Source organism: Bordetella sp. 15P40C-2 (genome assembly GCF_009763235.1).
GTDB lineage: Bacteria > Pseudomonadota > Gammaproteobacteria > Burkholderiales > Burkholderiaceae_B > Bordetella_A.
Genome location: NZ_WSJA01000013.1, coordinates 17,856 through 36,709, shown reverse-complemented (window position 1 = coordinate 36,709; position 18,854 = coordinate 17,856). Strand labels below are relative to the sequence as shown.

At 60.2% G+C, this 18,854-nt stretch carries 16 protein-coding genes; 4 read left to right on the top strand and 12 right to left on the bottom strand.

Going from position 1 to position 18,854, the window contains the following annotated elements:
• Nucleotides 1-16: 16 nt before the first annotated feature.
• The 7 genes from GOQ25_RS05500 to GOQ25_RS05470 are packed head-to-tail and all read right to left on the bottom strand — an operon-like array spanning nucleotide 17 to nucleotide 8,022.
• Complete coding sequence (locus GOQ25_RS05500; RefSeq protein WP_160349450.1) at nucleotides 17-1,189, bottom strand: acyl-CoA dehydrogenase family protein; 1,173 nt, start codon at nucleotides 1,187-1,189, stop codon at nucleotides 17-19.
• Between the two features lie 33 nt (nucleotides 1,190-1,222).
• Nucleotides 1,223-2,614: a dihydrolipoyl dehydrogenase gene (gene lpdA, locus GOQ25_RS05495; RefSeq protein WP_160349449.1), complete on the bottom strand. Its 1,392-nt coding sequence runs from the start codon at nucleotides 2,612-2,614 to the stop codon at nucleotides 1,223-1,225.
• The gene (locus GOQ25_RS05490; protein WP_160349448.1) at nucleotides 2,611-3,972 is read right to left on the bottom strand and encodes an MmgE/PrpD family protein; all 1,362 of its coding nucleotides are present in this window, start codon (nucleotides 3,970-3,972) and stop codon (nucleotides 2,611-2,613) included. Before GOQ25_RS05490 ends, lpdA begins: the two co-directional genes overlap by 4 nt.
• Before the next feature lie 57 nt (nucleotides 3,973-4,029).
• Nucleotides 4,030-5,250 carry a dihydrolipoamide acetyltransferase family protein gene (locus GOQ25_RS05485; RefSeq protein WP_202109338.1) on the bottom strand — a complete coding sequence of 407 codons (1,221 nt, stop codon included), beginning with the start codon at nucleotides 5,248-5,250 and terminating at the stop codon, nucleotides 4,030-4,032.
• A gap of 20 nt (nucleotides 5,251-5,270) precedes the next feature.
• Nucleotides 5,271-6,059, bottom strand: coding sequence for an enoyl-CoA hydratase/isomerase family protein (locus tag GOQ25_RS05480; RefSeq protein WP_160349446.1), 789 nt, complete (start codon nucleotides 6,057-6,059; stop codon nucleotides 5,271-5,273).
• Between the two features lie 11 nt (nucleotides 6,060-6,070).
• Nucleotides 6,071-7,042, bottom strand: a complete 972-nt coding sequence (locus GOQ25_RS05475; RefSeq protein ID WP_160349445.1) for an alpha-ketoacid dehydrogenase subunit beta — start codon at nucleotides 7,040-7,042, stop codon at nucleotides 6,071-6,073.
• Nucleotides 7,043-7,053: 11 nt separating this feature from the next.
• Nucleotides 7,054-8,022, bottom strand: a complete 969-nt coding sequence (locus GOQ25_RS05470; protein ID WP_160349444.1) for a thiamine pyrophosphate-dependent dehydrogenase E1 component subunit alpha — start codon at nucleotides 8,020-8,022, stop codon at nucleotides 7,054-7,056.
• A 151-nt stretch (nucleotides 8,023-8,173) separates the two neighbouring features.
• On the opposite strand from GOQ25_RS05470, the gene GOQ25_RS05465 reads away from it, so the two are divergent.
• The 4 genes from GOQ25_RS05465 (at nucleotide 8,174) to GOQ25_RS19755 (ending at nucleotide 10,516) form a co-directional block, all read left to right on the top strand.
• Nucleotides 8,174-8,398 carry a hypothetical protein gene (locus tag GOQ25_RS05465; protein WP_160349443.1) on the top strand — a complete coding sequence of 75 codons (225 nt, stop codon included), beginning with the start codon at nucleotides 8,174-8,176 and terminating at the stop codon, nucleotides 8,396-8,398.
• A 363-nt stretch (nucleotides 8,399-8,761) separates the two neighbouring features.
• Nucleotides 8,762-8,974, top strand: a complete 213-nt coding sequence (locus tag GOQ25_RS05460; protein WP_160349469.1) for a hypothetical protein — start codon at nucleotides 8,762-8,764, stop codon at nucleotides 8,972-8,974.
• A 136-nt stretch (nucleotides 8,975-9,110) separates the two neighbouring features.
• Nucleotides 9,111-10,220: an AGE family epimerase/isomerase gene (locus GOQ25_RS05455; RefSeq protein WP_160349442.1), complete on the top strand. Its 1,110-nt coding sequence runs from the start codon at nucleotides 9,111-9,113 to the stop codon at nucleotides 10,218-10,220.
• Nucleotides 10,221-10,300: 80 nt separating this feature from the next.
• The gene (locus tag GOQ25_RS19755) at nucleotides 10,301-10,516 is read left to right on the top strand and encodes a hypothetical protein (RefSeq protein ID WP_336603779.1); all 216 of its coding nucleotides are present in this window, start codon (nucleotides 10,301-10,303) and stop codon (nucleotides 10,514-10,516) included.
• On the opposite strand, the gene GOQ25_RS19480 is transcribed toward GOQ25_RS19755, so the two are convergent.
• From GOQ25_RS19480 to GOQ25_RS05435, 5 genes are all read right to left on the bottom strand, one after another.
• Complete coding sequence (locus GOQ25_RS19480) at nucleotides 10,500-10,712, bottom strand: hypothetical protein (protein ID WP_236844495.1); 213 nt, start codon at nucleotides 10,710-10,712, stop codon at nucleotides 10,500-10,502. The two genes, GOQ25_RS19755 and GOQ25_RS19480, sit on opposite strands and share 17 nt — an antisense overlap.
• Nucleotides 10,709-11,881 carry a PepSY domain-containing protein gene (locus tag GOQ25_RS05450; RefSeq protein WP_160349441.1) on the bottom strand — a complete coding sequence of 391 codons (1,173 nt, stop codon included), beginning with the start codon at nucleotides 11,879-11,881 and terminating at the stop codon, nucleotides 10,709-10,711. Before GOQ25_RS05450 ends, GOQ25_RS19480 begins: the two co-directional genes overlap by 4 nt.
• Nucleotides 11,882-11,993: 112 nt before the next feature.
• Nucleotides 11,994-14,627 (bottom strand): penicillin-binding protein 1A, encoded by a 2,634-nt coding sequence (locus GOQ25_RS05445; protein ID WP_160349440.1) that lies wholly within the window; start codon nucleotides 14,625-14,627, stop codon nucleotides 11,994-11,996.
• A 110-nt stretch (nucleotides 14,628-14,737) separates the two neighbouring features.
• Nucleotides 14,738-16,828, bottom strand: a complete 2,091-nt coding sequence (locus GOQ25_RS05440; RefSeq protein WP_236844494.1) for a S9 family peptidase — start codon at nucleotides 16,826-16,828, stop codon at nucleotides 14,738-14,740.
• 33 nt (nucleotides 16,829-16,861) lie between these two features.
• Nucleotides 16,862-18,757, bottom strand: coding sequence for a S9 family peptidase (locus tag GOQ25_RS05435; RefSeq protein ID WP_160349439.1), 1,896 nt, complete (start codon nucleotides 18,755-18,757; stop codon nucleotides 16,862-16,864).
• Nucleotides 18,758-18,854: the final 97 nt, after the last annotated feature.

Sequence of the window (18,854 nt, the reverse complement as noted above, 5' to 3'; positions counted from 1 at the left end):
TGTGTGCGTGTTCCAATTAATATGATTTCGGCATGCCCAGGTCGTGCATGGCAATGTAGTTCAGAATCATCTCTTCGGAAATCGGCGCAAAGCGGAACAGCCTGCAGTCTCGCCACAGGCGCTCGACATGATATTCCTTGGAATACCCCATGCCCCCCATGGTCTGCATGGCGCGCTCGGTGGTGCGTGCGGCGACTTGCGCGGCCAGCAGCTTGGCGGCGTTCGCCTCGCTGCCATACGACAGTCCGCGGTCGAAGTTTGAAGCAGCTTTGTAGTTCAATAAGCGCGCGGCTTCATTTTCGGCATAGCACTGGGCCAGTGGGAACTGCAAGCCTTGATAGGCACTTACTGGCCGGTCGCCAAACACCTTGCGATCGTTGGCGTAATCCACGGCCAGTTTCAATGCCAATTCGCACGTGCCCACCAGACCAGCTGTCGTGACAATGCGTTCGGTATTGAGCACATCCAGCAGTTCACGCCAGCCACCATGCAGGGTGCCGACGAGCTCGTGCGGATGGATTTCCACGTCGTCGAAGAAGACCGAGCTCGACGCCAGCGTATTCGTGCCCACCTTGTCGATGGCCGAGTGGGTAAGCCCAGGGCGATCCACATCGATCATGAACATCGACAGGCCATCACTGCGCGACCTGGATTCCTCGATTTTCTTTGTACGCGCGACCACCAGCATTTTCTGGGCGCTGTCGACGGCGGTGATCCAGATTTTTCGGCCGTTCAAGCGCCAGCCATCGCCTTGCTGTCGCGCAAAGCTGCGGATTTCCAGGGTGTTGGTGCCGGCGTCCGGCTCGGTCAATGCCATGCAGAAATTCATGTCGCCCGAGATCAGCTTGGGCAAGAGCTCCTGCTTCATTTCGCTCGAGCCGAATTTACTGATCGATACCCCGCCAAAGATCGGGTTGATCATGAACATTTGACCCACCGTGCTACCCGCGCCCGCCGCGGCCAGGTTTTCGATGATAAGCGCCATCTCCAGTACGCCCAGACCCGATCCCCCATATTCGCTGGGCAACGCAACGCCGCACAGGCCGGCATCGCAGATCGCCTTCCAGCATTCGGTGGGAAACTGCTTGGCAACATCGATTCTGCGCCAGTACTCCGGGCCGAAGCGTTCGCCCAGCTGACGCGCCGACGTGGCGATCATGCGTTGTTCTTCTGTGAGTTCAAAGTCCATGTCTGCGGTCTCTAAGTTTTGGGTCCGGGTGAGTCAGAGATGAATGGCGCGGCCGTATGCGTGAAGCACCGATTCGCCGATGGCTTCTGACAGGGTCGGGTGGGCAAAAATGTGGTGCATGAAGTCCTCTTCGGTCGCCTCGAGCTGCTGCGCCAGCGATAAACCCTGGATCAGCTCCGTCACATCAGGGCCAACGAGGTGTGCGCCCAACAGCTCACCGGTCTGGCTGTCGAAAATTGTTTTGACGAACCCTTCGGGGTGATTGATCGCCAGCGCTTTTCCATTGCCATGAAAGGGAAATCGGCCGACCGATAGCAGCCGCTCGGACTGACGTGCTTGTGCCTCGGTCAAGCCAATGCTCGCAACCTGAGGCCGGCAATACGTGCAGCTGGGAATGCGTGCCGGTACCCCAGGGGCTGCCACGCCCGTCCATGCCTCGACGCAGCGTATCGCCTCGTGGCTGGCCTTATGCGCGAGCATGGGCGCGCCGCATATGTCGCCCGCAGCATAGATACCCGGTTCGGCCGTGCGCCCGACCCCATCCACGTCGATACAGCCATTGCGGCAGACCACGCGCGTGGTTTCAAGCCCCAGGTCTTCGCTATTGCCGACCACGCCTGCGCACACTAGCACACGGTCAAAAGACGCGACGCACGTCTCGCCGCCTTCGGTAGACAAGGCGACGTGTGCCGCGGTAGCGTCGACCGCCTGCAGCGTGGCCGAGGTTTGCGTCAATACATTGATGCCGCGCTTCTGAAACGCGCGGGCGACATGATCCGAGATCTCCTGGTCTTCAACGGGCAAAACGCGCGCCTGCGCTTCGATCACCGTGACCTGGGTGCCCAGGTCGGCGTAGAAGCTTGCGAACTCCATGCCGATCGCGCCCGCGCCCACGATCAGCAAGGTCTGCGGCAGCGACGCGGCAGTCAGTGCATGGCGATAGTTCCAGACGCGATCACCGTCAACGGGCAGGGCATCGACCGCCCGGGGTCGCGCGCCAGTGGCAATTAGAATCGCGTCGGCGCGCAGTGTTTGCGGGCTGTCCCCCGTGATCTCTACGATGCCGGGCCCGTTTAATCGAGCCTGCCCGACGATGACCTCGACCTTGTGCTTTTTCAACAGATGCTGCACACCTTGACGCAAGCGTTGCGCGACTTCGCGCGAGCGCTGCACCACACGCGGCAGATCGGCATGGACGCCCTCGGGCACCACCAGCCCCAGTTCTTGCGCGCCACGCAACTGATTTAGCACGTCAGCCGCATGCAGCAGCGCCTTGGTGGGGATACACCCCCAGTTCAGGCAAATTCCGCCCAGGTTTTCGCGTTCAACCAGACGCGTGCGTATGCCCAGCTGGCTGGCGCGTATTGCTGCCACATAACCGGCAGGCCCCCCGCCAATAACGATAAGGTCCTTCGTCGCAGTCATGCTCGGGCCTGCGCGCGCAGCGCTGCAAATTGTTGGAGTACGCGTTCAACGCCAGCCTGTCCTGGCGCATTGACAAACTCCTCCATCGCATCGCAGGAAGCAGTATCCACCCCCACTTCGCTACAAACACGGTGAATCAGCGCGCGAAGTTGACTGCGGTCGTAGTCGTAGTCCTTAGTCGTCATTCGCAAGGTTTCCGTGATTGGCGCCGTACCGTCGTCGAATTCCGCCTCGATCACGCAACTGAGTGTGGCGACGGCCGGATCGCTGACAAGCTCGGTGCATGCAATTAATTGCGCCACATCCGCATCGTCATACACCATCATGTCGCGCAGCTTTGGCGTGCCATGGATCAGGGTCTGCGCGATGCAGAAGGGGATACTCATTAGCGTGCCCGACACCGAATGGAACGGGCCGCGACTGTCCATGCCGGCATAGCCAGTCTCATAGGGGTTCATTCGCACGCGAATACGGGCGGGCCGTTTGCCATCGAGTCGTTGACGCAAGTTCAGCGCGGCATTGACGGGCGTCTGATTGAACGCACACACAGGATAAGGCTTGAACACTACACGATCGATAAACCAGGCTTTTCCAAGCTCGCTCAATATCGCTTGCGGATCACAATCGACGCGCGCAAAGGCTCGAACAAAACCGGCCTTGCCCTCGATGGCATGGGGTGCCGAAACAGAGCCCGCCCGGGCGAGTTCGGCCGCAATCCAGCCGTTACGGGCCGTGATGCCCAGTTGATAACGCCATTCATCCGTGCCGTCTGCGAATGACTGCAGGACGCCACCCGCGAACGAAGCCGCATTGGCTATCGCCGCTGCTGTTTTCTCTTCATCCAGATCCAGCGCCGTTGCCGCAGCCGCGGCCGCGGCCAGTGCGCCATACAGTGTCGACGCACGAAATCCGACTGGTGTCGTATAACCCGCATACGCCTTTTCCATCAGGCCGCCCACTTCATATCCGGCAACTAAGGACGCCAGCAGACGCTCGGCCGGCACGCGCCCGGTCTCGATGGCAGCGGTCAGTAGCGGAATCAAAATCGCGCCCAGGTGGGCCGCGCCGCTCGCATCTTCCTGGGCGCGCCCGTGAAAGAGGGCAGCGTTGGCAAGCGCCGCGCCGAGCATTGATGTCTTGCGTCCGTCAACCAACAAGGTCGCCCCATCGGCGCGCTCTCCGTCGATGGCCAGCGCGGCATCCGCTGCCACTCGGCTGTATGGCGTGTTGAAGCTCGCCAAGCCTATTCCATAGCCATTGAGAAGGCACACGCGGGCCTTTTCCAAGACGCGCTCGGGGATCGCGTCGGGCTCTCTCAGGCGGACAACAAAAGCAGCAAGCGTATGGGTGACAGTCATGGCGGTCCTCTGCGATGGGTTCATATTCGATCTTCCAGGCGGCGCCGCAGGTGGGCCTCAGTTCACAAGCAGCTGCGCCGGCCGGGCCAGCAGGTCCACGATGCGATTCAGGAATTTCAATGCGCTCACGCCGTCCATGATGCGATGATCGGCCGAAAGCACCAGGCCCATTTCCTGGCGTAGCACGGGCTGTCCGGCATCGTCCGGGCGGAACACGCCTTTCACGCTCCCCACGCCCAGAATCATGGCCTGACCCGGGTTGATGATGGAAGTCATATAGGTCACGTTATGCATGCCGGCATTCGATACTGTGATGGCGGGCATGCCCATATCGCGTGAGGTGAGTGTGCCTTGGCGGGCGGCCGCTGTAACTGCGTCTAGACGTCTGGCCAGCTCGCCTATCCCTACTGCGCCGACGTCGCGCACGGCGGGGGCCATCAGACCTTGGTCCGTGCTGACCGCCACGCCCACATCAATGCGTTTGAAAGCCAGAATGCCGTTGTCTGACCATACGCGGTTCGACTCGGGCATATCCGACAAGGCGCGCGCCACGGCCATGACGATGAAGTGGTTCAATGTCAGGCGCACAGGCGGTTGCGCATCGTTGATTTCCTTGCGCAACGCCACGAGCCGCGACACCTCAGCGTCCAGCGCCAGATAAAAGTGCGGGGTTTCTTGCTTGCCTTGCGTCAAACGCCGGGCGATTGTGGTCTGCAGGTTTGTCGCAGCGATGAGGGTGTAGGCATCGTCCGCTTCGACGTCAGCGCCGCGAAGTGGTTCTGCGGCCTCTTGATCCGGCACATCACGCGCGACGATGCGCCCCTTTGGTCCCGTGCCCCGCACGCCATGGAGCGAAACACCGCGCTCGTTCGCCAGTCGTCGGGCCAACGGTGTGGCCACCACACGGCGACCACCTGTTTGCGGTTCGGTGGCGCGGTTATGCAGGGAAGTGGCCGCGTCGTTAGGTGAGGTTGGCGCAGCCCTATCAGCGGTAGCCGAACGCGTGGGTTCAGCCGTCGCGCGGGGCGCTTCGCCCGTCTCTTGTCCCGTTGCCGCAATCCCGTCATCCCAAACGCCGATCAGCGTGCCCACCGGCACCGTCGTCCCTACCGGCACGACGATTTCGAGTAACGTGCCGCTTTGTTCCGCAGGGATTTCGTTGGCCACCTTGTCGGTTTCAACCACGAACAGCGCCTGGCCTTTCTGAATGGACTGTCCGGGCTGCACCATCCAGTCAGCAATGCTGCCTTCTGTCATGGTAAGGCCGAGCTTGGGCATGAGAAGTTCGCGCCGCACGATTAATACCCCTTGAATTCGGCACTGCGTTTGTCAAGGAATGCGCGGCAGCCTTCATGGGCGTCTTGGGTATCCAGTACCAGCCCGATCATGGCTTGCTCATGCGCCAGTGCGGCGCCCAGGGGCATTTCCTGGCCCTGGCGTAGATTGCGTTTGAGCAGCTTGAGCACCAGCGGCGATTTGCTGGCGATTTGATGCGCGAGCGCGAGCGCCTCTTCCATCAACGATTCCGAGGCGACCACGCGGTTGCAAAGCCCAATATCCACGGCCTCTTGCGCCGTGACCTGATTGCCGGTGAACATCAGTTCCTTCGCGCGGCAAAGTGGCACCTGCCGGATCAGGCGTTGTGAGCCGCCAGCCCCAGGAAAGAGGCCCAAATTGATTTCTGGCAGACCCAGCCGCGCCTTGTCCGACACGAGCCGGATGTCCAACGTCAAAATCAGTTCGGTGCCCCCACCCAATGCCCAGCCATTGACGGCGGCGATAGTCGGTTTGTCGGTGTCTTCGAAACGGCGAAACACGCGGTGAATGACCTCGGCGAATTCCTGGTAGTGCGCCAGTCCTAGTCGACTGTCCAGATCGGCGATATCGCCCCCCGCGACAAACGCGCGATCGCCGCTGCCTGTTACTACGATGACGCGGATCGCCTCATCGCGCTCCAGTTCGGTCAGGCCGGCTTCCAGTTCCAACAGAGTAGGAATGTCCAAGGCGTTCAGTGTCTTGGGCCGGTCGATCGTCAACAGCCCCACCGGGCCCTGGCGTGCCACGCGGATAGCAGTGTCCTGGCTCATACGATTCTTCCTTATGCAACGGATTTGCGAAGCGCTTCGCAGATGCGATCGGTGTTGATGGCGTACTCATGTTCCAGGGACCGCGCAAACGGCACCGGCATGAAGGGCGCAGCGACACGCATCACGGGGGCATCAAGTTCATCAAACGCCTCGTCGGCAGCCCAGGCGGCGATCTCGGCACCCACCCCGAACGCTTGTACCGCCTCGTGAACAACGACAAGCCGATGCGTGCGTTGCAGCGAGCGCAACACGCTCGCCTGGTCCCAAGGCTGAATGCTGCGAAGATCGATGACTTCAACCTCGATGTTCTCGCGCGCCAACTGTTCGGCGGCTTGCAAACTCGTGTGCACCGTCGCGCCATAGGTGACCAGCGTGACGTCACGTCCCGGCCGCGCGATGCGCGCCGCGCCGATTGCAATCTGCGCAGCGGTGTCAACTTCGCCTTTGCGACCGTACATGCCTTTGTGCTCGATGAATATCACCGGATCGGGGTCCGCAATGGCCGAGCGCAGCAAGCCATAGGCATCTCCGGGTGTGCTCGGGCACACGACTTTTAGTCCTGGCACATGCGCGAACCACGCTTCGAGGCATTGCGAGTGTTGCGGCCCTGCATTCAGCCCGCCGCCGTGCGGCGTGCGCAGCACCATGGGAACGCTCGAACGTCCGCCGAACATAAAACGTGCCTTAGCCGCCTGATTCACCAGTGCATCCATGGCCAACGTGATGAAGTCCATGAACATGATCTCGACCACTGGCTTGACGCCCGACATCGCCGCGCCCACGGCCAGCGAGGCAAGGCTGGCTTCCGAAATCGGTGTGTCGCGCACGCGCGAGGCGCCGAATTCGTCCAGTAGTCCTCGAGTGGCTTTAAACGACCCTCCGGCAGCGGCGATATCCTCGCCGAGCACGATGACGGTTGGATCGGCGCGCATCGCGTCGGACAATGCCGCGTTCACGGCCTGGGCAAACTTCATCTCAGTCATCGTGATTTCCTTCACGCCACAACGGTGTAGACGTCGCGCAGTGCAGCGGCATAATCGGGCTCCACATCCGCGCGTGCCGCGTCGATGGCCTGGTCCACCTCGGCTTCTACTTGCTGGGTGATCTGAGCGATGTCCTCGTCCTTGAGTCCATGCTGACGCAATAGCGCTTCGGTGCGCGTGACCGGATCGTCGTCGGTTAACGCGGCCAGTTCATCGGCGGCGCGATACTTTTGCGGGTCTCCCTCATAGTGGCCGCGCACGCGCTGCGTGACGCACTCCAGAACGGCTGGCCCGTCGCCTTGCCGTAGCTGCGCGACAGTGCTTTGCGCGGCATCGGCGACGGCCAGCACATCGTTGCCGTCGACTTTGGCATACCGCACCTTGAACGCCGCTGCGATGTCCTCGAGCGCCGCCGCGAATTGACGACTGGTCGGCGAGAACTCCGACCAGCCATTGTTCTCGCACACAAGTAGCAGAGGCAATTTCCACAGGGCGGCCATATTCAGCGTTTCGTGCAAGACGCCCTCGGCCATCGCGCCATCGCCAAAGAACGCCACCGCCACGCCGCCGGTCGCGCGCACCTGATGGGCCAGTGCACTGCCCAGCGCGATCGGAATACCCGCGCCCACGATGCCATTGGCCCCCAGAATGCCGATGTCCATATCAGCGACATGCATGGAGCCGCCGCGCCCGCCGCAGACGCCGCCGGCTTTTCCCATGACCTCTTTGAAAAAATGGTCCAGAGACAGTCCGCGAGCGAGCACGTGTCCATGGCCGCGGTGGGTGGTCGCCAGCGTGTCCTGGTCGGACAACGCCGCACACACTCCAGCAGCGATGGCTTCCTGGCCTACGCTCAGATGAATGAAGCCCGGCACCTCGCCGTCGGCAAACAACTTGGTCAAGCTGTTCTCTACCGTGCGTATCGTTCGGATCACGCGATAGAGCGAGCGAAGTCGGTCGACATGGGCGGTAACGGCCATCTCGTGTCTCCATTTTCGTTATTCTGATTGGTGAATCGTCAGTCATCTTATGGATCGATATCGCACGTGTCAATCTACGACCGTGTCAGTAAAAACCCTAGGATCGTGCTATCGTATTGGTCTGCTTCACCAATCTTTCAACGACGTCGCTATGCCACGTATCAATGTAAAGCAGGGCGAACTCGCTCATTGGCTGCAGCTCATCGCCGCTGAGCGCGAGGCCGGTCTGATTGCGGACGCCGTCCCGTCCAACGTCCGGGAAGGTCTGATCCTCTTGTCATGTGTGACCGAAAGCGAGCAGGGCAAGCTAGTGGTCACCGAAAAAGGCAGGCTGTCGTTGCGTATGTCGGCGCCTGACGCGATTCATTTGGCTTAGTTCGCGGACAACGCCGTCTTTATCAGTTCTATGCCCCGATATGCCCCTTGACTCGATTCAGGTGGGATGGTCGGGTTTTACTCCGTCTTTATCACGCTCACGTCGCGGTTCTGCCTATGCGGGAACCATGCGTCGGACGCTTTCTTGGTTCTGGGTGATACATACCAGCGCAGCAGTGTTGCAAGCCATTAGGGAATCTCCCAGCAGGTTTCGTCACGATTCCTTATGGTTTGAGCGCGGTCATGACCAACTTAACCGGTAAGATGAACTTGCGTGACTAAGACGAGTCCAATTTTTGTATGCCTGGATCCCGCCGAAGTCGCGCGTGGATTCACGCGTTTGGATAACCGACTGGGAGGAAGCATGCAGCATCATGACCAGGAAGTCCTGATCGACGTATCCACGGCAGCCATGGATACCGGCGGATATGGAGTACTGCTGACGGTAACGGCTGAGGGAGGCACCGAAGTGGATGCCGCCTTTTCCTATTTGGGCGACTGCGCATCGTTGCATGAAGCACGAGACCGCGCAGAGATTTTTGCCCAAGATTGGCTAGAAGAAAATCTGGTTCGTTAATGTAGGCATTCGGCAGGGGGCGGCTCGCACGCATAAGTAGTAGTGACTTTGAGTCTGACAACGTTGACTTGTGTGCATCTGAGTTATCGTTGCTACTTTGTGATTTATTGCGCGCGCAGCACGCACCCCTGGCCCGATGGTCAATTCCTTATCCGCAGAGCTTTCCCGTACGATGTCCTCGCTGCGTCGTCATTTCGACGACGTGATTCTGCCTATGTGGACGGGCTCTGGTTTCAATTCAAGTCTGGGGCTGCCCTACGAGTCGCTCAGCGGCGATGTGCGTGAGCCGTTGCCGGTGCAACGGTATCGGGCGATGGCATGTGCCAGACAGCTCTATGTGTACGCCACCGCGCGAGGTGAGGACTATCACGCGCATGCGGCGAGACTCTTCGACGCACTCTTGCATTATTTCCGCGACGTCAAGCACGGCGGCTGGCGATATAGCGTCGATGCCGAAGGACGTCCCTTGGACGAGAGGCAAGACCTCTACACACACGCGTTCATCGTATTTGCCTGCGCTGCGTATTTTGACCGCTGTCACCGCGCCGACGCGCGGCAAGTCATGCTGCAGACCGCGCAGCAGATCGAGGGCCGATTTCGCACGGCCGATGGCACTTATCAAGCGGCGATGTCGGCGGATTGGACACAAGTCATGGCCGGCCCGGCGCAGAATCCCATCATGCACCTGACCGAGGCCTATCTGGCTGCTGCAAGGGTTGCCGAACCGGCTTGGTTTGCTCAGAAACTGCGCAGAACCGCGCAAGAGGTGGCGGATACCTTTCTGCATGCCTCGGCCTTATGCATTACCGAAGCTCCAACACGAGCCGTCGATAATGCTATCGAACCCGGCCATCAGTTCGAATGGTATGCGCTTCTTGCGAACGCACCCGAAGTCTTCGCCGACCTCGTGTTGCCGGTGACACTGCCGCGTGGATGCATTTGGGCACGCGAGCGGGGCGTGATGCCTAAGAGTTCGGGCGTATGCGCGGCCCTGCGCGAAGACGGAAGCATTAGCGACCCAACACAACGAATCTGGGCACAGGCGGAATATGCGCGCTATCTGGCCGTGCTGGGTGATTGGTCGGCGCTGTCCATACACTTGACCCAATTCCAACAGCGTTTCCTGCATGCCGGCGGCTGGCATGAATGCCTGGACTCTGAGGGGCAACTCGTCCGTGCCGATATGCCTGCCACGACGCCTTATCACTTGGCGACGTGCTATGCGGCCCTACCCGAGTCGCAATGACCCCCGGCTAATAATCGACGGAACCTGTCAATAATTGGGAGGATCGCTTACACTTTGCCAATTACGGTAAAGAGGTTGGTATGAGCATTATGTGTCCAGCGTGCCAGGCGATTATGCCGGGCCTGTCCGGAATCAAACCACATGCCGATCTGGGGCATCAGGGCTTTATCTATTCTTCACAGCGAGGGCGGGAAGGTTGTCGGGAAGACCGTTATCGCTGCCTGGCCTGTGAATCCAAATGGCTGCGGGAAACTGATAAATGGGGTACGGACCTGGGGTTTAAACTCGCGCCCTGATGCGCGTGTGCGATCGGTCCGCCGTCGGGAACCACCAATAGCGAACAATCAACGCTAGCAATGCGGTAAAGGACAGCCAAGACGCCCAGTGCCAGAGGCCCGTTCCCAATAAAGCCGCAAGCAACCCAAAAATGCTGATCAACCCCAGCGCGATGGGCCAGCCCCACACAAACCAAAATCGACGATGCGTACTCATGTGGCGGACGACTGCGCGGCAGTGAGTTGATGACGGCGGATGAGTTCGGCGACGCGGGCGTTATTCGCCTTGCGACGCGCGATCCAGAGGTAAAGACCGCTGCCGAGCACGACGATTGTGATCAGATCGAGCAACGCCCACAGAATTTTTAGCGGCATGCCGCCATAGTCGCCAAAGTGCAGCGGGCGTGATATCTCCAGTGCGGTCAGATACCAAGGCATGCGCGCGACCGCACTGAGTTCGCCATTGACGCCATCGACCAGCACGGGGGTGTTGAGTTTGGATGTCAGCGGCGTGTTGCCTTTGAGCCAAACCACGTAATGATGCGGGCTGCCATAGAGATTACCGGGATAAGCGATGAAGGACACTTCGCGACCGGGCAGCGCGGTTAATGCCGTATCGGCAGCGCTTTGCACCGATGCGACTTCCGTAGGTACGCTGCGGCCTTGATAGGGGGCAAGAATACGCGGCAGTTCTGTCGACTGCCACAGGCGGAATAACGGCGTGGACAGTTCGTTGATGACCCCGGTAAGCCCGACCACGAACGCCCACACCAGCGTGACGATGCCGAGCAGATTATGCAGGTCCAGCCACTTTAATCGGGTGGATCGCGCAGCCCGGACGGTCCCGAATTCCAACTTCTTCATGAACGGACCGTACAGCACGACGCCCGATACGATCGCGATCACAAAGAGCAGGCCCATGAATCCCAGGAACAGCTCGCCCGCCAGACCCGCATATAAGTCCACATGCAGCGCGAGCATGATCCCCATAAAGGAGAAACGATCCTCGGAATAGGGCGGGGCGTCATGCAGCACCTCGGCCGTGCGGGCATCGACGCGCACGGCATGGCCCTTTTCCACGGCGGTCCCGAGTTCGGGCACAAAGCCCACCCAAACCTGCGGCTCGTGGTCGTCCAGGTAGACGTAATCCACATATTCCTTGGGATACAGCGCCCTGGCGGCTGTGACGACCTTATCCAGACTGGCGCGTGGCGTGTCGGCAGGCAGCTCGGCAACGGGCTTGCCATCGTCGAACAGATCCTCAATCTCGTGATGGAAAATCAGCGGCAGGCCGGTCAAACAAATGACCAGCAAGAACACCGTGCAGACGAGGCTGGTCCATTTGTGGATGAGGTACCAGGTTTTGATCGTGGCGGCGGCCGGCATGCGCGTTATGATTCGTAGAGACCCAAAAACGCAAAGATAGCACGAATAATACTTATTCTTATCAAGACTCCGTCAGGGGTTGGTAACGGAATGCACAGGAGCGCCGCCTAGTTCATCGCGCCGGAGGAGGTGCCTGCGGAATGGGGATCGCCAAGGCTTCGTTCCGCACCCCTGGTGGAAGATAATTCTCGCGGCTTGGCTGGCTAGCAGCGGGGGCGACCGGGGGGCTCGCGGGTGCGACAGCAACCGGCGCAGCGGGATGAACTTGCGCCGATGGAGGCTGCGGCACCGTGCCGGCAAGCGGCACTTGGTTCCCAGCGGAGGGCGGAGCGACCTGCGACATACCGTTTTCTCCGCCTTCCATTGGTCGAACCTGCGTGGGGCTATTGTCGGCAGGTCGCATGTTGTTCAGGAAATCCGTCAGTTGATCGCCCGTGGGCAGATCCAGAGCCGCAACGGCCTGTCCGGGAGGGAATTCGGTGAAATAGTATTCGCCATCTGCCACCAGTAGTCCGTCTGGACGGGCGCGGCGGGGTTGCTCTGGCATGTTTTTCAGTACGGGCTTGGAATAATCCAGCCATGTCGACAATGCCAGACCGCTCCCGAACGCGTTGCTGCCTAGCGACTTCGGTTGGTCGAATCCCATCCACACCGCGGTCGCCAGTTCGGGCGTATAGCCGGCGAACCAGACGTCCACAGCGTCGTTGGTGGTGCCTGTCTTGCCGCCTAGATCGCTGCGTTTTAGCGTGCGCCCCGCGCGCGCGCCGGTGCCTTTGCTCGCCACGCCGCGCAACATATCGTCCATCACCCAGGCCGTGCGTGGGTCGATTGCGCGCGCGGTTTCATCGCCCGCGGTGACGGGTTGCGCCTGCATCAATACATTGCCCGCGCGGTCGGTCACCTTGGAGATCAGGTAGGGCGGCACATGGTAGCCCCCGTTGGCGAAGACCGCATAGGCATCAGCGACCTGCAGCGGGGTGGCCCCGCCCGCGCCCAGTGCCAGCGGCAACACGGCCGGCCAGCGATTTTTCTCGAATCCAAATCGGGTCAGATAATCTTGCGCATACTGCGGCGTGATGGCCTGCAGGATACGGATAGACACCATGTTCTTGGATCGATACAGCGCTTGGCGCAGCGTCTGCATGGGCTGATAGTCGTTGCCATCGTTCTTGGGCGCCCAGGTACGCGAGCCGTTTGTCAGGACAAAGGGTTGATCGGAGATCTGCGTCGCTGGCGTCAGCCCCCGCTCCAGGGCGGCGGCATAGACGAACGGCTTGATCGTGGAGCCCGGCTGACGAAACGCCTGCGTGGTACGGTTGAACGATCCGCTATAGAAGTCAAACCCCCCGATCATGGCGCGGATGGCGCCGTCTTGGGGAGCGAGCGAGACCAGTGCGGCCTGCACCGTGGGGGTATTGAGGATTTCCCAATGATCACCCGTCTGATGCAGACGCACGATGGACCCACGCTGAATCCGCAGTTGCTCTTTGGCGCGCGGCGAAAGCGCGCGGGCGATGACGGCCAAGGATTTCTTGTCGGAAACCTTGACGATGTCTTTGGCGCTACGCGCAACGACCACCTCACTGGGGCTGGCGGACAGAACGACGCCGGTGAGCAAATCGGCCCGGTCGGGGTGCTCGTCCTGCACATTGTCGAGCACCTCTTCGAATGCTTGCACATCTTCTTCAATGCCGGGCGGCAGCTCGACTTGCCCCTCGGGCCCGGGATACGCCGCGCGACGCGTATAGTCCAGCACGCCCTGACGTACGGCTTGATAGGCGGCGCGCTGGGCTTTGGAATCTATGGTCGTGTAGACGTCGATGCCTCGGGTATAGGCGCCGTCTTGAAACAGATCGTAGATAATCTGTCGGGCCAATTCAGCGGGATATTCGCCACGCGCGTTCAGTTCGTTGTCCCCGGCGCCCCCACTGCCACGGATCTTCAGCGGTTGCTCGCGCGCTTGCTGCGCTTGCTCGGGCGTCAGATAGCCTAACGCCTGCATGCGGCCCAGGACATAGTGTTGCCGGGTCACCGCGCGGTCCAGGTTCGTAATCGGGTTCGAGCGCGAAGGCGCCTTGGGGATGCCGGCCAACAATGCGGCTTCCGCGGGCGTCACTTCGGCCAGCGGCTTGCCCAGGTAAGTACGAGAAGCAGCCTCAAATCCGTACGAACGATGCCCCAGGTAGATCTGGTTCATGTAGAGCTCCAGGATCTGGTCCTTGGTGAGCTCTGATTCAATCTTGAAAGTCAGCAGCAGTTCATAGAACTTGCGCAAATACGTCTTTTCGGAAGACAGATAAAAATTGCGCGCCGCCTGCATGGTTATGGTGCTGGCGCCCTGCGATTTGGACATGTGCAGCAAATTGGTCACCATGGCGCGCGCCATACCCATCCAGTCGATGCCGCCATGCTCGTAAAAATCGTCGTCTTCGGCTGCCAAGAGGGCATGCTTCATGACGTCGGGGATCTGGTCGAATGGCACGACATTACGGTGCTCTTGGCCGAATTCGCCGATCAACTCGCCGTCGGCCGTGTAGATGCGCAGCGGCACGCTAGGACGGTAATCCGTCATCGCGTGCAACGCGGGCAGGTTGGGCCACGTGAGGGCCACAGCCAGACCGATCAATACCGCGCCGCACACGCACAGACCCGCCACGCCCACGGCGATCTGGGCCACGATGCGTTGGCGGAAAAATTGCTTCATGCCACGCCGAGGCGTGGGCTTGGAATTCTCAGGGGTAGTCATTGCTGCTGATTCTAGGCCAGAAGCCTATAGACACGTCCTTGCTCAGTTTGGTTTCCGTAACCAAACGTGGCAGGGCAGTCAGGCCCCGCTGGCGCTCTGGCCTGGCCCAGCTATTGTATGTCCGTGGCTGCGTCCCCACTTTCTGCGTGAAGCACGCTTTCGGTGTCTGGCTTGAGGTGCATGCGCAAGAATGCCTCCATCGCCGCATAGAACTCGAATCTGTTCTCTTCGTTTTGGAAGCCGTGACCCTCGTTGTCTTTGATCAGATATTGCACTTCGACACCTCGCGCGTTTAGCGCTTGCACCACCTGATCGCTTTCGGCTTTGTTTACCCGAGGATCGTTCGCGCCCTGCGCGATCAGCAATGGGGTGCGGATACGGTCCACATGCAACGCCGGCGAGGTGGCCGCCAGACGTTCCCGATCACGTTCCGGGTGTCCGACCATAACGTGCATTTTGTCCAGCATCGGCTTCCAGTAGGGAGGAATCGTGTTCATGAAGGTGAACAGATTGGATACGCCTACGTAGTCCACGGCTGCGGCGTACAGATCGGGGGTGAATGTAATCCCCGCCAGCGTGGCGTAGCCGCCGTAGCTGCCACCATAAATACCGATGCGAGCGGGGTCGGCGATGCCTTGATCGATCAACCAGCGCACGCCATCGGTGATGTCATCCTGCATCGCCCGGCCCCATTGGCCGAAACTGGCTTCCCAGAATTTGCGGCCGTAGCCGGTGGACCCGCGAAAATTCATCTGCAGCACGCAGAGTCCACGGTTGGCGAGGAACTGGACTTCGGCGTCATAGCCCCAGTAGTCACGCTCCCACGGGCCGCCATGCGGATGGATGACACACGGCAGGTTGCGCGGCGTGCGGCCCGCCGGCAAGGTGAGGTAGCCGTGAATATCCAGGCCGTCGCGGCTGACATAACGTATTGGTGCAACGGGCGACATATCCGTCTCGCGGATGGCCGGATTGACGTCCCCAAGTTTGTACAGCGCGCCCGTAGTCGCCTGGAATACATAGCGCGCGCCGGGTGTGCGGTCGTTATAGGTGGCGACGATATAAGTATCTTCTTCGCGGTTCTCGCTGATCAGAGCGATATGGTAGCCAGGCAATTTTTGTTCTAGCTGCCGGTACTGCGACTCGGTCTCGTGGTCGAAAAAGTGACGATGTGGTTTATCGGTGTGGTAGCTAACGTGGGTGAGCTTGCGCTGCTTGGGCGAATATCCCACCCCACCTAAGTCGACCTCGTCGATGGCAAAGACGATGGTTTCTTCCTCAGGCTGCGCGGGATCGATGATGACCAGCGCAAGCTTGTCGCGCCCGCGGTTGCTAAGCGCATAGAGCTTGCGATTATCAGGGGTGAACAGGTGGGGTTGGATGCTGGTGCGGTAATCGGTAGTGATCAGAGGGGTGAACTCAGTGGCTTCATCTTCTCGATAAAGCAAAGTGGTATTCAAACCATCGCTGGAAACTCCGGCGCGAACCTTGCCCGCATGGTCTGTGACCCAGCCGATGACATCGCCGGGATTTTGTGCCACGAGGTCAGAGGCACCGGTGTGGACGTTCACGCGGTAGACATCAAAAACTTGCGGATCGCGATGATTATGTTGGATCAACACATGGTCAGGGTGATCGGGCAGATCATCTATGATCACTGCGCTGGCGCCGTCATACGGCGTGAGGTCCTGCACCGCGCCACTGCGCACGTTGACCGCGACTACATGAAAGTTTTCGTCGCCGCCGAAGTCCTTTTGATAAAGGACTATATCGTTGCCTTTCCAGAAAAAGAAGCTGATATCGCGCGCCGTCTCGCTGGTGAGCCGGCGAGCCTCGCCAACCGGTTTTGCGTTTTCCAGTGCCTGAACGAAGATGTTCATCCTCGCTGGCTGCCCATCCAGTGACACGGGCTGCATGTATCCCAGCGTCTTGCCGTCGTCGGCCAGCTGGAAGGAGTCGCGCTCGGGATTGCGGAAAAAATCCTGTAGCGGGTAGATTTTGGGGACAGGCGCGCTGCCCGCCTCGTAGAGCGCGGCATCATGACCAGGCTCGCCCGGTCGTGGGTCCACCGCCGCGTGTAGCGTAGCTACATTGGCGCAAACAAGGACAGCACCCATCCCGATCCGGGCGGCAATGCGCCGACCCATCCATGAAGCGCTGCCACGCCTGGGCGTGGATTTAACATACTGAGACGTGGTCATCGATGCTTATTCCGTGGGAACCGTCAGGCCGGTTCAGGGCCTGAGGTGTGTGACAAAGAACGCTTCCATTGCTTCGTAGAACTCGAACTTGTTCTCGTCGTTATGGAAACCATGGCCCTCGTTTTCTTTAACGAGATACTGCACTTCGACACCGCGATCTCGCAGCGCCTGCACGACCTGATCGCTCTCGGCTTTGTTGACACGGGGGTCTTGCGCGCCTTGCGCAATCAGCAAAGGTGTACGGATCCGATCCACATGCAGGGCGGGCGAGGTCGCCTCCAGGCGCTCGCGATCGCGTTCGGGGTGCCCAACCATATCGTGCATTTTGTCCAGCAGCGGCTTCCAGTAGGGGGGAATCGTATTCATGAAGGTGAACAGATTCGATACGCCCACGTAGTCCACGGCTGCGGCATATAGATCGGGCGTGAACGTAATCCCCGCCAGCGTGGCGTAACCACCGTAGCTGCCGCCATAAATACCGATGCGAGCCGGGTCGGCAATGCCTTGCTCGATCAACCAGCGCACGCCATCGGTGATGTCGTCCTGCATCGCCAGGCCCCACTGGCCAAAGCTCGCTTCCCAGAATTTGCGGCCGTAGCCGGTGGAGCCGCGAAAATTCATCTGCAGCACGGCAAAACCGCGATTCGCCAGGAACTGCACCTCCGGGTTATAGCCCCAGCCGTCGCGCGCCCAAGGGCCGCCGTGCGGATTAACGATGCACGGCAGATTGCGGGGTTCGCGTCCCGCGGGCAGCGTGAGATAACCGTTAATCTCCAGCCCGTCTCGGCTGACATAACGCACCGGCTGCACCGGCGACATATCCGCCTCGGGAATCGCCGGATTGATCTCAGCGAGTTTATGCAGCGCGCCCGTAGTGGCCTGGAATACATAGCGCGCGCCGGGTGTACGGTCGTTGTAGGCAGCCACGATAAAGGTGTCTTCCTCGCGGTTCATGCCCTGGATGGCCACATCGTAGCCGGGCAGTTTCGCTTCCAGTTGCCGGTACAGCGCTTCCGTTTCGGCGTCGAAATAGTGGCGTTTTGGCTTATCGGTCTGGTAGCCCGCGACCGTCAGCACGCGGCGTTTATGTGAATAGCCCACAGCGTCCAGGTCCACCTCGTCGGTGGCAAAGACCAGGGTTTCCTCGTCAGGCCGCGCCGGGTCGATGGTCACCAGCGCGAGCTTGTCGCGACCGCGATTGCTCAGCGCGTAGAGCTTGCGATCATCGAAGGTGAACAATGCCGGGCTCACGCTGGTGCGATAGTCGGTCGTGATCAACGGCACAAAATCAGACGATTCCTCGTCGCGGTAGAGCAGGGTCGTCTCTAATCCGTCGCTGGTAATGGCCGCGCGGACCTTGCCTGCATGGTCGGTCTGCCAGCCCACGACATTGCCGGGATTCTCCGCCACCAATTCGGATGCACCGGTGTGGACATTGACGCGGTAGACATCGAACACCTGCGGATCGCGGTGGTTATGGCTGATCAACACATGGTCCGGGTCATCGGGCAGATCGTCCTCGATGCCGGCGCGCACATGATCAAACAAGGTCAGATCACGCACCACGCCCGTACGAGCGTTGACGGCCAGGACGTGGAAATTTTCATCGCCGCCAAAGTCCTTCTGATAGAGGATGATGTCGTTGCCTTTCCAGAAAAAATTGCTGATATCCCGCGCGGTCTCGCTGGTCAGCCGGCGTGCCTCGCCAACGGGCTCGGCATCGTTCAGCGCCTGCACGAAAATATTCATACGCGCGGGCTGACCATCCAGCGACACGGGTTGCATGAATCCCAAGGTTTTGCCGTCGTCAGCCAGGCGGAAAAAACCGCGTTCGGGGTTGCGGAAAAAGTCTTGCAACGGATACTTTTTCGGCACGCGCGGGGCCGATTCGACTTGCGCGTTGAAGGTTTGCTTGCGGGTGTTCGACAATTCGGATCTCCTGGTCGCCTGGGCCTAAACGGGACTGATCGATCATGCCATAGCCGGGCACAGGCGTCGAACTGGCGGGGAATGGGGCGATTGCGGG

Excerpts from the sequence above, each read along its gene's own strand:
- GOQ25_RS05450 (WP_160349441.1), bottom strand. The coding sequence starts at position 11,881 with ATGCCGGCCGCCGCCACGATCAAAACCTGGTACCTCATCCACAAATGG.
- GOQ25_RS05490 (WP_160349448.1), bottom strand. The coding sequence starts at position 3,972 with ATGACTGTCACCCATACGCTTGCTGCTTTTGTTGTCCGCCTGAGAGAG.
- GOQ25_RS05470 (WP_160349444.1), bottom strand. The coding sequence starts at position 8,022 with ATGGCCGTTACCGCCCATGTCGACCGACTTCGCTCGCTCTATCGCGTG.
- GOQ25_RS05475 (WP_160349445.1), bottom strand. The coding sequence starts at position 7,042 with ATGACTGAGATGAAGTTTGCCCAGGCCGTGAACGCGGCATTGTCCGAC.
- GOQ25_RS19480 (WP_236844495.1), bottom strand. The coding sequence starts at position 10,712 with ATGAGTACGCATCGTCGATTTTGGTTTGTGTGGGGCTGGCCCATCGCG.
- GOQ25_RS05440 (WP_236844494.1), bottom strand. The coding sequence starts at position 16,828 with ATGACCACGTCTCAGTATGTTAAATCCACGCCCAGGCGTGGCAGCGCT.
- GOQ25_RS05445 (WP_160349440.1), bottom strand. The coding sequence starts at position 14,627 with ATGACTACCCCTGAGAATTCCAAGCCCACGCCTCGGCGTGGCATGAAG.
- GOQ25_RS05485 (WP_202109338.1), bottom strand. The coding sequence starts at position 5,250 with ATGCCCAAGCTCGGCCTTACCATGACAGAAGGCAGCATTGCTGACTGG.
- GOQ25_RS19755 (WP_336603779.1), top strand. The coding sequence starts at position 10,301 with ATGAGCATTATGTGTCCAGCGTGCCAGGCGATTATGCCGGGCCTGTCC.
- lpdA (WP_160349449.1), bottom strand. The coding sequence starts at position 2,614 with ATGACTGCGACGAAGGACCTTATCGTTATTGGCGGGGGGCCTGCCGGT.
- GOQ25_RS05455 (WP_160349442.1), top strand. The coding sequence starts at position 9,111 with ATGGTCAATTCCTTATCCGCAGAGCTTTCCCGTACGATGTCCTCGCTG.
- GOQ25_RS05480 (WP_160349446.1), bottom strand. The coding sequence starts at position 6,059 with ATGAGCCAGGACACTGCTATCCGCGTGGCACGCCAGGGCCCGGTGGGG.
- GOQ25_RS05500 (WP_160349450.1), bottom strand. The coding sequence starts at position 1,189 with ATGGACTTTGAACTCACAGAAGAACAACGCATGATCGCCACGTCGGCG.
- GOQ25_RS05465 (WP_160349443.1), top strand. The coding sequence starts at position 8,174 with ATGCCACGTATCAATGTAAAGCAGGGCGAACTCGCTCATTGGCTGCAG.
- GOQ25_RS05460 (WP_160349469.1), top strand. The coding sequence starts at position 8,762 with ATGCAGCATCATGACCAGGAAGTCCTGATCGACGTATCCACGGCAGCC.